The sequence below is a fragment of the Capnocytophaga sputigena genome (assembly GCF_900446695.1).
GTDB classification, from domain to species: Bacteria; Bacteroidota; Bacteroidia; order Flavobacteriales; family Flavobacteriaceae; genus Capnocytophaga; species Capnocytophaga sputigena.
The window spans coordinates 785870-800954 of sequence record NZ_UAVP01000008.1 but is presented as its reverse complement, the minus strand read 5'-3'; the positions used below and the strand labels follow the sequence as shown (position 1 = coordinate 800954).

The 15085-nt window shown below is 41.5% G+C and carries 6 protein-coding genes, 2 tRNA genes, 2 rRNA genes and 1 pseudogene; all 11 read right to left on the bottom strand.

The features are described 5' to 3' along the window. A 23S ribosomal RNA gene (locus DR017_RS10195) occupies positions 1–2304 on the bottom strand; the annotation flags it as partial. Positions 2305–2458: 154 nt separating this feature from the next. Then, positions 2459–2532: transfer RNA gene (locus tag DR017_RS10190), tRNA-Ala, on the bottom strand. A gap of 88 nt (positions 2533–2620) precedes the next feature. Then, a tRNA-Ile gene (locus DR017_RS10185) sits at positions 2621–2694 on the bottom strand. A gap of 70 nt (positions 2695–2764) precedes the next feature. After that, positions 2765–4280, bottom strand: a 16S ribosomal RNA gene (locus DR017_RS10180). A gap of 447 nt (positions 4281–4727) precedes the next feature. After that, the gene (locus DR017_RS10175) at positions 4728–6524 is read right to left on the bottom strand and encodes a DUF5689 domain-containing protein (protein WP_002682270.1); all 1797 of its coding nucleotides are present in this window, start codon (positions 6522–6524) and stop codon (positions 4728–4730) included. A 51-nt stretch (positions 6525–6575) separates the two neighbouring features. Continuing rightward, a complete protein-coding gene (locus DR017_RS10170) occupies positions 6576–7262 on the bottom strand; it encodes a hypothetical protein (protein ID WP_002682272.1) in 687 nt (228 codons plus the stop codon). A gap of 51 nt (positions 7263–7313) precedes the next feature. After that, a pseudogene (locus DR017_RS10165) lies at positions 7314–10030 on the bottom strand (carboxypeptidase-like regulatory domain-containing protein). Between the two features lie 197 nt (positions 10031–10227). Further along, positions 10228–10746 carry a hypothetical protein gene (locus tag DR017_RS10160; protein WP_002682278.1) on the bottom strand — a complete coding sequence of 173 codons (519 nt, stop codon included), beginning with the start codon at positions 10744–10746 and terminating at the stop codon, positions 10228–10230. An 88-nt stretch (positions 10747–10834) separates the two neighbouring features. Further along, positions 10835–11065 (bottom strand): hypothetical protein, encoded by a 231-nt coding sequence (locus DR017_RS10155; RefSeq protein WP_146741536.1) that lies wholly within the window; start codon positions 11063–11065, stop codon positions 10835–10837. Positions 11066–11818: 753 nt separating this feature from the next. Then, on the bottom strand, positions 11819–13990 hold the full coding sequence (locus DR017_RS10145) for a T9SS type B sorting domain-containing protein (protein ID WP_002681863.1): 2172 nt from the start codon (positions 13988–13990) through the stop codon (positions 11819–11821). Between the two features lie 101 nt (positions 13991–14091). Further along, positions 14092–15054: a translation elongation factor Ts gene (gene tsf / locus DR017_RS10140; protein ID WP_002681883.1), complete on the bottom strand. Its 963-nt coding sequence runs from the start codon at positions 15052–15054 to the stop codon at positions 14092–14094. Positions 15055–15085: the final 31 nt, after the last annotated feature.

Here is a 15085-nt window from a genome sequence, read left to right as displayed (position 1 = left end):
AAGCTCCCTTATGCCATTGCACTCTACGCACGGTTACCAAGCGTGCTGAGGGAACCTTTAGAAGCCTCCGTTACTCTTTTGGAGGCGACCACCCCAGTCAAACTACCCTCCACGAATTGTCCCCTGCTCCTAGCAGGGTTAGACCTCAGATAAGCAAAGGGTGGTATTTCAACAATGACTCCACAACTACCGGAATAGCCGCTTCTTAGTCTCCCACCTATCCTACGCATCACTTATCCAAGACCAATACGAAGATATAGTAAAGGTGCACAGGGTCTTTTCGTCCCACTGCGGGTAATCGGCATCTTCACCGATACTACAATTTCACCGAGCTCATGGCCGAGACAGTGTCCAAATCGTTACACCATTCGTGCAGGTCGGAACTTACCCGACAAGGAATTTCGCTACCTTAGGACCGTTATAGTTACGGCCGCCGTTTACTGGGGCTTCAATTCAAACCTTCGCTTACGCTAAGCTCTCCTCTTAACCTTCCAGCACCGGGGCAGGTGTCAGACCCTATACCTCATCTTTCGATTTTGCAGAGTCCTGTGTTTTTGATAAACAGTCGCTTGGACCTTTTCACTGCGGCCTATCGCTAGATAGGCGACCTTTCTCCCGAAGTTACAGGTCTATTTTGCCTAGTTCCTTAGCCATGAATCTCTCGAGCGCCTTAGAATTCTCATCCCAATCACCTGTGTCGGTTTACGGTACGGGCATTAATCTTCGCTTTTCTTGGAAACGTTGTCGCCACTCTCACATCAGCCGAAGCCTCAGTGTACTTTTGAAGTCATAACAACTCCTTAAACGTACTATTCCGTCAGTACGCGGTAGCTATCTCATTCCGTCACTTTTAGTAGATTAATGGTACAGGAATATTAACCTGTTGTACATCCACTACCCCTACTCGGGTTCGCGTTAGTCCCCGACTAACCCTCAGCTGATTAGCATAGCTGAGGAAACCTTGATCTTTCGGCGGGCAGGTTTCTCGCCTGCCTTATCGTTACTTATGCCTACATTTTCTTTTCTATTAGGCTCCACTATGGCTCACGCCTTTAGCTTCAACGCCAATAGAATGCTCCCCTACCGGTATATTACTTATGTAATAACCCCATAGCTTCGGTAATATGCTTATGCCCGTTTATTATCCATGCCCAACCGCTCGACTAGTGAGCTGTTACGCACTCTTTAAATGTATGGCTGCTTCCAAGCCAACATCCTAGCTGTCAGTGCAGTCAGACCGCGTTTGGTCAACTTAGCATATATTTGGGGACCTTAGCTGATGGTCCGGGTTCTTTCCCTCTCGGATATGGACCTTAGCACCCATACCCTCACTGCTGATGAGCATTTAATAGCATTCGGAGTTTGTCAGGAATTGGTAGGCGATGAAACCCCCGCATCCAATCAGTAGCTCTACCTCTATTAAACTCACATCAACGCTGCACCTAAATGCATTTCGGGGAGTACGAGCTATTTCCCAGTTTGATTGGCCTTTCACCCCTACCCTCAGGTCATCCGAAGTCTTTTCAACGACAACCAGTTCGGTCCTCCACGCTGTGTTACCAGCGCTTCAACCTGCCCAAGGGTAGATCACCAGGTTTCGCGTCTACTACTACCAACTATTGTCGCCCTATTCAGACTCGCTTTCGCTGCGGATTCGTATCTGAAATACTTATCCTCGCTGGTAACAGTAACTCGTAGGCTCATTATGCAAAAGGCACGCCGTCACAGCCTAAGCTGCTCCGACCGCTTGTAGGCGTATGGTTTCAGGGTCTATTTCACTCCGTTATTCACGGTTCTTTTCACCTTTCCCTCACGGTACTAGTTCACTATCGGTCTCTCAGGAGTATTTAGCCTTACCGGATGGTCCCGGTGGATTCAGTCAAGGTTCCACGTGCCCCGACCTACTCAGGATACCCATAAGATTTATAAAACTGTGCCTATACGAGACTATCACTCTCTATGGTGTGTCTTTCCAAACACTTCTAATCCAGCTTTACAACCTATATCTGGGTCCTACAACCCCCATATTGCCGTAACAATATGGGTTTGGGCTGTTCCCATTTCGCTCGCCACTACTTTGGGAATCACTTTTGTTTTCTTCTCCTCCGCCTACTTAGATGTTTCAGTTCAGCGGGTTTGCCCATCTTTACGATGTAGTACATCTTCAATGTACTGGGTTGCCCCATTCGGATATTTGCGTATCAACTCGTATGTGCCAATCCACGCAACTTTTCGCAGCTTATCACGTCCTTCTTCGCCTCTGAGAGCCTAGGCATCCCCCATACGCCCTTACATAACTTTTCGCGCTTGTAGTTTTATTCAATTAACAATTAACAATTATCAATTAAATAAATACCTCGTTCTCTTTGATTCTTTTTAATATTTTTCGTTAGATTATCAATAATCTATTATTGATCTCTTATGCTCTTTATCCCAATATGTCAATGTACTGTTGTTGTGGAGAATAAGGGATTCGAACCCTTGACCCCCTGCGTGCAAGGCAGGTGCTCTAGCCAGCTGAGCTAATTCCCCGTGCTTAATGACGAGTTACGAATTACGAATTACGATTTATGCTATTCGTCTCTCTTCAGCTTCTAGAATTTCCTTCTTTAGCTTATTGTAGTCCCAGGCAGACTCGAACTGCCGACCTCTACATTATCAGTGTAGCGCTCTAACCAGCTGAGCTATGAGACTGCTTATTTTTTGTTGTCAGCAAGATTTAAAGAATGAGTTAGTCCGATGTTCAATTATCGGTCATCTCTAGAAAGGAGGTGTTCCAGCCGCACCTTCCGGTACGGCTACCTTGTTACGACTTAGCCCCAGTCACTAGTTTTACCCTAAACAGCTCCTCGCGGTGACCGTCTTCAGGTACCCCCAGCTTCCATGGCTTGACGGGCGGTGTGTACAAGGCCCGGGAACGTATTCACCGGATCATGGCTGATATCCGATTACTAGCGATTCCAGCTTCACGGAGTCGAGTTGCAGACTCCGATCCGAACTGTGACCGTCTTTATAGATTCGCTCCTGCTCGCGCAGTGGCTGCTCTCTGTAACGGCCATTGTAGCACGTGTGTAGCCCAAGATGTAAGGGCCGTGATGATTTGACGTCATCCCCACCTTCCTCACGGTTTGCACCGGCAGTCCCACTAGAGGGCTCGACTTGACTCGTTAGCAACTAATGGCAGGGGTTGCGCTCGTTATAGGACTTAACCTGACACCTCACGGCACGAGCTGACGACAACCATGCAGCACCTTGAAAACTGTCCGAAGAAGGAGGTATCTCTACCTCTGTCAGTTCCCATTTAAACCTTGGTAAGGTTCCTCGCGTATCATCGAATTAAACCACATGCTCCACCGCTTGTGCGGGCCCCCGTCAATTCCTTTGAGTTTCACACTTGCGTGCGTACTCCCCAGGTGGGATACTTATCACTTTCGCTTAGCCACTCAGATTGCTCCAAACAGCTAGTATCCATCGTTTACAGCATGGACTACCAGGGTATCTAATCCTGTTCGCTCCCCACGCTTTCGTCCATCAGCGTCAATAAATTGTTAGTAATATGCCTTCGCTATCGGTGTTCTGTGTAATATCTAAGCATTTCACCGCTACACTACACATTCCAACTACTTCACAATCATTCAAGACTGACAGTTTCAAAGGCAGTTGCTTAGTTGAGCTAAGCGCTTTCACCTCTGACTTATCAGCCCGCCTACGGACCCTTTAAACCCAATGATTCCGGATAACGCTCGCATCCTCCGTATTACCGCGGCTGCTGGCACGGAGTTAGCCGATGCTTATTCGTAAGGTACCGTCATCAAAGTACACGTACTCCTTATTCTTCCCTTACAAAAGCAGTTTACAATCCATAGGACCTTCATCCTGCACGCGGCATGGCTGGATCAGTCTTCCGACCATTGTCCAATATTCCTCACTGCTGCCTCCCGTAGGAGTCTGGTCCGTATCTCAGTACCAGTGTGGGGGACATCCCTCTCAGAACCCCTATCTATCGTCGCCTTGGGGAGCCGTTACCTCTCCAACTAGCTAATAGAACGCATACTCATCTTTCACCACCGTAGCTTTAATATAAAAACGATGCCGCTCCTATATACCATTAGGTATTAATCCAAATTTCTTCGGGCTATCCCTATGTGAAAGGCAGATTGTATACGCGTTACGCACCCGTGCGCCGGTTTTGGTTACCCGAAGGTAACCTCTCCCTCGACTTGCATGTGTTAGGCCTGCCGCTAGCGTTCATCCTGAGCCAGGATCAAACTCTTCATCGTTAAAATCTTTAATATCTTTAACCGAATTTTAAGTTATTGACTTCAGGTTTCACTCAATTCTTTAAATCTTCTTTTTGTGCTGTACAACATTATGTCAATGTACGTGTTGTTTCTTATTTTGAGACTGTGTTTTGTCTCATTTGCGGGTGCAAAGGTACGGCGTTTTTTTTATCCTGCAAATTTTTTCGCAACTTTTTTTGAAAGTTTTTTGTAGTTAGTTGAAAATGAGGAGAATATTTTTTGAAGAAAAACTCGGAGAGGCTCGGAGAAACTTGGAGGGGGGTGCGAGCCGCACGGGCAGGGATGGGAGCGGTGGGAGCTGTGGGAGCTGTGGGAGCTGTGGGAGTTGTGGGAGGGGAGGGAGGTTTAGAGTGGTGAGAATAAAAAGAGTGAGCCTTTTTGGGGACTCACTCTTTATTCTAACAATGAAAAACGTTTAAATTTCTTTTAAGGGAATTGAACATCGTCAATAGAATCGTATTTTAGTTGTTTCGTTCCTTTAAATTGTGTGAAAGTTCCTTTTACAATGACTTTTTTGCCTTCTGTGCTGATTTTGGTTTTAAAATCATCTGGTAAACTGCCATAACCTTTAGTGGTAAGTTGTATTTCGGTATTATCTGTAGTAAATACAATTGTTGATCTATTATTAATCATTTTGATAGTTCCTGTGAGTTTTACAACTTTATTCAACTGAAAATCAGCGGCGGTGGCTGTAGAAGCATCGAGTTCGGTTACAGTAGCGGGTGGTTGTGGGTTAGGATTGTTATTAGATGCTCCCCATACTAAATCGCTGTCTTGCTCATAAGCGATTTGAAGCGTAGTATTATGTTTGCTAAAAGTACCTGTTACTGTAACTTCTTTGCCATTTATTTTGAGATTATCTTTACTCTCTTTACTAAGATTTTTGAAGTTTTTAATGTATAACTGTATTTTGGTGCCATCACTAAATACGATGTAGGATTTGGTTCCTTCAACTGTGAGATTACCGTGTAGTTTTACCTTTTTACCTTCTACGAAGTTTGCAGCTGTGGCAGTGCTGGCTTCTACAGTTTCGACAGTAGCAGGAGGATTAGGGTTGTTATTAGATGCACCCCATACTAAATCGCTGTCTTGCTCATAAGAGATTTGTAGTGTATTATTGAATTTGCCAAAAGTACCTGTTACTGTAACTTCTTTGCCATTTTCTTTAAGGTTTGTTTTGTTCTCGTTGCTAATGTTTTTGAAATTACGTGTATACAACTGTATTTTAGTACCATCGCTAAAAAGAATGTAGGCTTTTGTTCCTTCAACTGTGAGATTGCCGTGCAGTTTTACCTTTTTACCTTCTACAAAGCTGGCTGCTGTAGCGGTACTAGCTTCTATGGTTTCGACAGTTGTATTGGTTTGGGTACCGGTAGAAGTACCACCACTGACTACTACTATATCGGCGTAGTTGCTAATCATAAATTGCCAATTTTGTCCGAATTTGGTGAGTACCCCTGTGATATCTAAAGTTCCTGCAGGCACTTTTTCATCTTTGAACTTGGCATAACGACTAGTTCTAAACGGAATCGTATTGCCTTGTGCATCGGTAAGGGTATAATCGGTTCCTTGACGAGCGTCATTGGTTTTTTGATGCATTTCTTTACCTACATCAGCGGTTTTGAAGTGTACTCCTTTAAGGGTGATAAGCTGGTTGACATTGGCTTCTACTTTTAATGTGTTTATAGAAGTATCAGCTTTAGCGAGTTCTGCAAGGGTTTTGCGAGTACCACCTTTTTCGAATAGATGTTTTTTGTAGGTAGCTTCGGACATTTGTCCTACACCTGTTCTATTGTTATTCCCTTGATAAATACCATCTCCAAAATCTACCCCTCCATTGTTTGCTTGTGAGGTAAGACCTTTGAGACGCAATTGCACTTTAGCTCCAAGAGGGAACTCGGTGTACAATCCTGATTTGTTGATAACGACCGTAACTCCTTTGGTTTTTTCCTCGTTTTGGATATATATTTTTTTGTAGAAGTTACCGCCTTCATCACTAGAAATTACATAACCTTCGATAGCTTCATCGGCTCCATAGGTAACTACTGTGTTAGTAGCTTGAGCGGTGGCTACATCAAAAGTTACTACCTTTCCACTAAAAGGAGGTAGGGGCTTTTCCCCGTTAGGGTTGGGAATTTCATAATCGTCGTCTTTTACACACGATGTAATTGCAAATAGCGACAATAGGGCTATCGCTGTGGGTTTTAATAAGTTTAATTTCATACAACTATTAGTTTAGAGTTATGAGTTTTTCATCTTCCATTTAGGATTTGCTTATTGGCAATTTCCTATTTTCCATTTCTTATTTGTTAAAGTTTGCATTGTTTGCTTTTCTGCTGGATCATCAGTAATTCTGGGATTCATATAAACCGTACCTCCACCATTTTCGTGCATAGTGCTTGCGCATTTTTTTAGTTTTTCACCAGAAAATGTAAGATTAAAGCGCAATTCGGTGAGCTTTTTATTATTGGTAAGATCTAAGCCAACAAGAGGCAAGTTTGACACTTTCAAGTAAGTGAGTTGAGTATTGTTGTGCAAGTTCACTTCTTTAATTTTATTATGACTCATATCCAATCTTTCCAATACAGCGTTGCGGGTTACATCTAACGAAGTTACTTCATTGCGATCGCATTTAAAAGTTGTTACCTTTCCATAAACTCTCACTGTATTGCCTTGGAGTTTATAGGTTGTTGTAGCAGCTGTTAGGCGAACATCGGAGCCCGTATCGAAGACACCATTGTTGTTTAGGTCTATCCACACATCTTTTTTATCGGCTTCTTTGGCAACTATAGTTAAAGAGATATTGCTTCCCACAGGTTTATTGGTGGTGAGCAACATATAAGGCACCCCCTGAAATTCCGTGTCAGAGTTTGACTCATTGCTTTTAGAGCAACCTACTAATGCAGTAGTTGCTAGGAGGAGGGCTAACGCCCCTTTTCTAAAGATGGATAGTTTATTCATCATATTATTTATTAATTGTGTTTTCTTTCATACATAGCGAGCACTCTAGCTTTAAAGGCTTACTGCCAAATTGAGCATATAGGTGCGTCCGTAGCCGACGAAATATCGATTACCGAAAGAAGGAACTCCTTGGGCGTTATCTTGGAGCATTCTGCCATAGTTGGCTGTACGTGATTGTTCAAAACCTCCTGAAAGGAATTTGGTATTGAAGAGGTTGTTCACACTTGCCATTAGGTTGATATAGGTTTTCTTTACGCGCCAAGATTTCCCTCCTACGAGGTTCACTAAGAATACATCGTCTAAGCGTTCTTGTTTGAGGAGCTGACGAGCTTTATCGAGGTCGATATTAGAGTAAGTCGCTTTGGTAGCGGGGTCGATAAAGAACTGAGAGGTGCGGCTGAGGGCTGATAGCGATACGTAGTTTTGTGCTAAGAAATTGGCTGTTGCTCCTACCCACCAATATTTAGGATTGCGATATTCTAAGCCTAATGAATAGGCTTGTTGAGGGCCGCTTGGTACGTGGTAATTTTTCATTTTCACCTCGTCGATAGCTTTATTTACATCTCCCGCTGAAATGTAGAGCGATGGATTATTAATATAGGTGTATTGCCCTATAGCAGCAGCAGCCGTAATTTTTACAGTAGGGTGCAATTGAGCTTCAGCGCCGAATTCTAATCCGAAGTGGCGTTTTTGGATACCATCTACAGTTTGAGCTACAAAGTCTTTATCGATTTCATCGGTAATAGCAGTTTCGGTATAGAAAAAGTTAGTTTCGGCAGTGTTTTCTATCTCAGTAAAGAAGCCGGTGAGGCGACCTTTGAGGTAAGGCATACGGAAGATGTAGCTTGCATCGGCACTATAAGCCAATTCGTTTTTGAGGTTAGGCAACAAGCGATTAGAATTGCGTATATTTGCATATATATTGCGCAAGGATTGTGGGGTATTGAAATAGCCTACATTGAGTTGCAAGAGGTGGCGACCAGTAAGGGCATAAGTAATCCCTGCTTTAGTACTCACACCATTTTGCACTTGCATTGCCCCTTTACCATAGGAATCGCTATAAAGAGGGTAGTTGTATTTGCCCTCACGTTGTACATCGGTGTAGTGGTAACGCCCTGCGATGAAAAGTTCAGCTTTTTTGAATGTAAATTCCAATTGAGAAAATGCCTCGCCTACGTTGCTTTTTAGGCTATAGAAGTAATTCCATTTATCGCCTTTTTGTTTTTTCATATCAGCCTCATTGGCGTCGTAAGGTTTGTTCTCGAAGTAATCATAATTCATAAAGTACTGACCCCCGAGCAAGTCGTCGATTTCGGCAAAATTATCGGAAGAGATATTGCGGTATACGAGTCCTGATGTCCATTTGATAAAGTCGTGGATAGGCGTTGCAAAATTCACGTTGGCAGAAAGGGTGCGTTCGCGGTTGATGTCGTTGCTGACTATAAAAGTACTGTGTTTATCGTTGTTGTTATAGTTAGCATAGTACAATTTTTCCCAATTGAGTTGTGGGTTTTCTAAAATGTCTTTTTTTGATTTTCGGCGGCTGCAAAGTCGGGACCTGCATTTTGGTTTAGGTAGTAACTTGGCATATTTCGATAGTAGTTAGGTTCGGGGTTTTGGGCGTTCGCATAAGCGATGCGGGTATTGCCAATTTCGCCGAACTGATAGCCTAAATCGATGTTCAAACGCGTATTGTTTTTCAAATAGTTATATGAAAGAACGAAGATAGGTTCGGAGATGATACGATTGCGAGAATTGCGTTTGTCGCCCACTTGTCTGCCCCAATAAGGGTTGTATTGGTAACCAAATAAATCGAGAGCTTCACGAGTGAGAGGAGAGCTTTTGCCGCGTTTCACGGGAGAGAAGAGTCCGATGAGGTTGAAGCTGTGATGATCGTTGAGCTGGTATTCCACGCCACCAGAGAAAGCATAGGCGTTGTAGAGCGTTCCATCGACCCAAGAGCCTTGAGGCGCAAAGCGACGAGAGGCGGATACCATAAACGACAAGCCATTGCGGAGTACGCCTGAGTTATAAGTAGCCATCAATCGACCGGTATAACTGCGGTTGCTTGCTGAAGAAGTAATGCGAAGCCCAGCGCGGTTGAGTGAGGGGCGAATGTTGATGTAGTTAGAGCCCATTAGACCGCCGAAAGTATAATCGGATTTTGAGAGCCCATTGCTATACTCTTGGTTACGAGTAACATCATTGAGACCTCCCCAGTTATTCCATTGAGCGCGACCATTTTCAAATCGGTTCATAGGGATCCCATTGATGAGTACTGTTACATCTTTGGAATCATAACCACGGGGTTTGAAGAAAGCAGAACTGAAATCGAAAGCTGCGCGTCGCATAAACACATCTTGGGAGCTTTGCAAGAGTCCAGACATAGCATCGGCGCTACTCTCATCGTCTTCGAGTTCAGATTCGTTGATGACAGCCATTTGTTCGGATTCTTGAACTACATCGGCTGTTAGGCTCACTACGGGCAGTTCCTGAGTGATTTTTTCCCCTCCTACAGAGACTAATTGCTCTTGACGGGTATAACCATTAAGTGAATAGATAATAAGGTATTCGCCTTCGGGAAGAGAGAGGGCATATTTTCCTTTTCCATTGGTAGTTACTTGCCAAGCAGAAGCATTGACGTGTACTTTCACGCCTTCTAATGGCTTTTTGCTCAATTCATCTACCACCGTTCCTTCTACTCGCCATTGTGCAAATGCCGAAGCTGACATTAGCAAGAGTATGAACAAATAAAATTTCTTAAACATAATAAAATAGAGTAATTAGAATAAATATATATTTTGTTTGAAAGTTTAGAAATATACTACAGTACCAAAACAAATAAAAGAATTAAGAAAAAAGAGTTTAATGCTATATATTTTTCAAAACTATTTTTTTAGACAAAACATCTTCTCTTTTGTTTTTTGTTTTCATTGTATTATTCTTTATTTTTTATTTGTTTTTACTATTCCACAAATCCTGAAAAATAATATTCTGGAATTACATCACGTTCATCTTCAGAAATTTTTGATTTATCTAATTTTTTGTAGTAAACTTCTTTACCTACAGCTAATTTATTTTTCCATTCCCTTAACGCTATATCTTCAGGAACATTTATATACTTTCTTCTATCAGGATACAATTTCACAGGAATTTCTAAAACATAATACATTTTTTCTTTTCCAGATTTGGTTTTCTTTTTATATTCCCATTGTTCTAAAATTTTTCCTTTATAAATGGTTTGAAAATCATTAGGCATTTCTTCTTCAACTTCAAAATCAGCAAAGTGAATCCCCTGCGCTTCCAAATTTTTAATTACATCTTCTCCTATTTTCACTTCCCCATAAGAATTTTTTTCAGAAGAAATAGACTTAGTATTAGAACATTCTTTTGTCAAGAAGAATGTTACTAAAGTGACAACCAAGAGAGCTAAAATAGTCCCTAAACTTATTTGTTTCCCAAATAATTCTTTTAATTTTTTCATAATGGTATAAATTTAATTATTAATAATTTCTTGAGTAAAGAGTGTCATTATTCATATTTTTTTTGCATAGATTCAGCTTTTTTAATTCTCAGATATTTACAAGAGATACTCTTTTACTTTTTGGAATTAAAAAATCTATTTCATATAAAGTTTCTCTTTTCCCAAAAATAGTGTCTCTATTATTTTTTGCAAAGGTATAAAAAATTATTTCTGTTGTTCTTATTTTTGGAATAGTTTCATCATCAGTTCTTATAAAATTAACTCTGTTTTTCTCAACAGCAAACTCCTTAATAACATCAGAATCTTTATAATCTGCCAATGTAAAATAAGAATTACTAAAAGTCCAACCCATTCCCTATCCCAATATAAAGATATTTTTATAGTTAATTTTATCATTCTCTACATAATCTTTATATGGGTAACTATATATTGGGTAATAAGAATATACATATTCTCTTCCTTGAATTTTTCTTTCTTTTTCAAGAGATTTCAAGTGTCTTTTTCAGAAAGATATTTAGAATAATTAGTGCTAAAAAACTAATAAAACAACTACAATAACAAGGTTGATTTCTTGTATTAGGAGACAAAGGTACAACAATAAAAGTAAACAGCCAAAAATAAATCATAAAATTATTTTATAGTGAATTTATGGCATTTAATTACTTGAAAATCAGTAAAATATTTTAAATTGTGCTCAAATTTTACAAATTTGTGCAGCTGGGTTTGTGGAATAAGAATTTACACGAAATTGGGGTTGAAAAAGTGATGTTGTGATGAGGGGGAGAAGCTTGGAGAGTCTTGGAGAATCTTGGAGAATCTTGGAGAAGCTCGGAGAATCTTGGAGAAGCTCGGAGAATCTTGGAGAAGCTCGGAGAGTCTTGGAAAAGCTCGGAGAGTCTTGGAAAAGCTCGGAGAGTCTTGGAGAAGCTCGGAGAGTCTTGGAGAAGCTCGAAGAGTCTTGGAGAAGCTCGAAGAGTCTTGGAGAAGCTCAGAGAATCTTGGAGAAGCTCAGAGAATCTTGGAGAATCTTAGAAAAGTGTAGGGACACCTTTTTCACCTGACGGTGATAGTATTATCTCACATATAAAAAGCCTTTTTGCTGTTCTTCTTTTCCGAGCTTGCTGTAACGAACGATATAGAAATAAGTGCCGTGAAGGGCTTTGTTATTTCCTATAAAACCTTTGGCATTGGCGTTCCCTCTAAAGTAATCGCCGTTTTTGCCATAATGTTCATTTTCATATACTTTTAAGCCCATTTCATCGAAAATGAGGAGGTGAATAGGGCTATTATCATCTGCTCCTTCTACTGTGAAATAGTTGTTCGCATTCTCAGTAGAAACGCCATTGTAGATGACAATGTTTTTCTCTGGCTCTTGTTGTGGTTTACTATCTTCTGTAGGAGTGGGCGTTCCCGTTTTCTTCTTAACTTTAAAACCTCCATTAGGCACTGATTTTCCGTTAGATATTTTATAAGGTGCTACATTGGTAATGGCAAATGCAATATGGTCTATCACTTCCACTTTGATAACTCCTGCAGGAAGTTGGATTTTTGGTTGTTTGCCCCATTCTACCGCACCTATCTCGATATTAGGAAGTGTAATCTCGCAAGTACCATCGTTTTCGGTGTTTTCTACCAAAGTATATTTAAAGGTTTTACCAAAATCATCGGAAAGAAGGATACGCACTTTGCTATTGGGGTCAAAGAAGTTAGGGTCTACTTGCCAATGAAGTGCTATTTTATCACCCCCTTGGTACTCGTCGTTCATTCCGTTAGTGATTGCAAAAGTTTTACCGTCGGCGATGTTCACCTTTACGGCTACCATATCGTAATTCACAAAGCGTTGAGGGGCAGGATTAGAGGTTGCTACCCAAAAGAGGTGTTCGCCTTTTGCATTGGGACGTGTATACTCTATAAAGCCTCCTAAATCGCTGTACTGCGTTTGGAAAGTGATGGGATTTCCTTCTGTTTTCCCTTTACGAGTGAGGAACTTAGGATCGTTTACTCCTGCTTTGCTGGTGAGTTGCGCTGTGTAATAAATAGGGAGATTGTTAGGGCTTGTCGCCTTGATACGGAATTGGAAATAAGTATCTTTAGGAATGGTATAGGTTTCTTGTAGTTTAGTGCGGTCGATTGTAGGGAAAGAGCTTTCGGTTTTGATACCATAAGCATAATTGAAATTACTCACATCATTTCCATTGCGGTTTACCAACTGAGTACGTTGAGAATCTTTGAAATAAGACCTATTGACAATCCCGCTACGTATTTGATAAGCGGTAGGGAGTGAAAAGAAAGCTCCATCGGGGAAATTGTTGCTATAGCCCATTAGTGATTGACCGTAGCGAGGTTCTGTATAAAGAGAGTTACCTGAATAGACGTTTTTAAAAGTATGGTCGGCACCAAATAAATGTCCGATTTCGTGAGCAATGGTTGCATTTTCGGCTATTGCCGAAGCCCCTCCTTTTCTTACAAGGCGGAATCCTCCAGAAAAGAAAGCGAGTCCTGACAAGGTAGCATCGGTGCCAGGAGCGATGACAATTCCTATGTCATACTGTTTATCACCAATGAATTCATTGATTTTTTCAGTAGAATTTTCGATGATATCTCGTCGTGATTTTTGTTTGTACAACTGCTTAGCAGCTTCTTGAATAATAAGTCGGTTATCGGCTACGATGCTGAATTTCAATCCTATATCACGTACATATACCTCGTTGAGAAAGGTTTCGAGGTTGAGCAGGAAATTTTTTACTTGTGTGATATCACTGCCAAAAGTATGGGCAAAATCGTGGTAATCCACCAATACTGCCAAGCGATAGAGATAGAGAATCCCCTCGGGGTCGTTGGGCATTAGAGATGTAGTAGTGGTGATAGGGCGTGCAGTAGGGCTGTTTTGAGGAGAAGGAAAATGAGAGGTGTGCTGCTCTGTATCAGTGCCACATCTTGCATTGGGGTTGTGGCGACGTAGCTCTTTTGCTGATAGTTTAGCTTGCTGTGAACCTGTAAGTTGGTAGGTAATTCCTTCCCACTGCAAGCTGCCAGAAGCCTCTTTATTAGGGTGTACTACCAAAGTAGCGACAAACTGGTTTTGGCTGTAGCCTACAAAGGTGTGAATGCCTTTATTTTGCTGAGAGTTTTCACGTTCTTGCCATTGGAGATTAAGGGTTTCGCCGTTAGGAAGGGTAATGTTCCATTGTGCTTGAGCAGTGGTGAAACTGAGGTAGAGGAATAAATAGATAATATGTTTCATTTTAATTTGGTAATGTTTTGAAAGGGGTCGTAGTAGTTAGAGAAAAACTCCCCCTACTTGATAGTAAGAGGAGTTTTTTACATATATCATTTAAATATAAATTACAATGCTACACGTTTGAAAGCTGTAATCTCTATGTTTTTAGATTTTACAAACTCAGATACTTTTTTGCTTTCGTCGTAGATGTACACTTGGTCGAGGAGAGCTTTCTCTTGGTCGAGGGTAGTGTTATCAGAGATGAAGCGTTGTATCTTACCAGGAAGGATTTTATCCCAAATTTGTTCTGGTTTACCTTCAGCTTTCAATTCAGCTTTAGCATCAGCTTCAGCTTTAGCTAATACTTCAGGAGTGAGTTGTGCTTGTGAAACGTATTGAGGTACGTGTTTGAGCGGTTTGCCCAAGCGGTGTAACTCTTCATTTTCTTTTTCGATGATAGCGATGCGAGCTTCAGTTTCTTTAGCGATGTACTCAGGAGAGAAATCTTTGTAAGAAAGGGTTTCAGCACCCATAGCAGCGATTTGCATTGCTAAGTTTTTACCTACTTCAGAAGCATCGGCGATAGCAGCAGAAAGACCTACAATAGCGGCGATTTTATTGCCGTGGTGGATGTAAGAACCTACGAAAGGTGCTTCTACTTTTTCGAAAGCACCGAGCTCTATTTTCTCACCGATCACACCTGTTTGTTCGATAAGTTTTTCGGCTACAGTAATGCCTTTGTAATTCAAGGCAAGAAGTTCATCTTTGCTATTTACAGTAAGGGCAAGATCAGCTAAATCTTTAGCGAGGGCTACGAAATCGGCGTTTTTAGCTACGAAGTCGGTCTCACAGTTGAGAGAGATGATAGCACCTACCGTGTGGTTAGCATTTACTTGAGCGATAGCAGCGCCTTCTTTAGAATCGCGGTCAGCGCGTTTAGCGGCTACTTTTTGACCTTTTTTGCGCAATACTTCGATTGCTTTATCGAAATCGCCTTCGGCTTCGATGAGGGCAGCTTTACAGTCCATCATACCTGCGCCGGTAGCTTGGCGGAGTTTATTTACGTCTGCGGCGGTAATATTTGCCATTTTTATTAATGTTTATCCTCTCCCCAGCCCT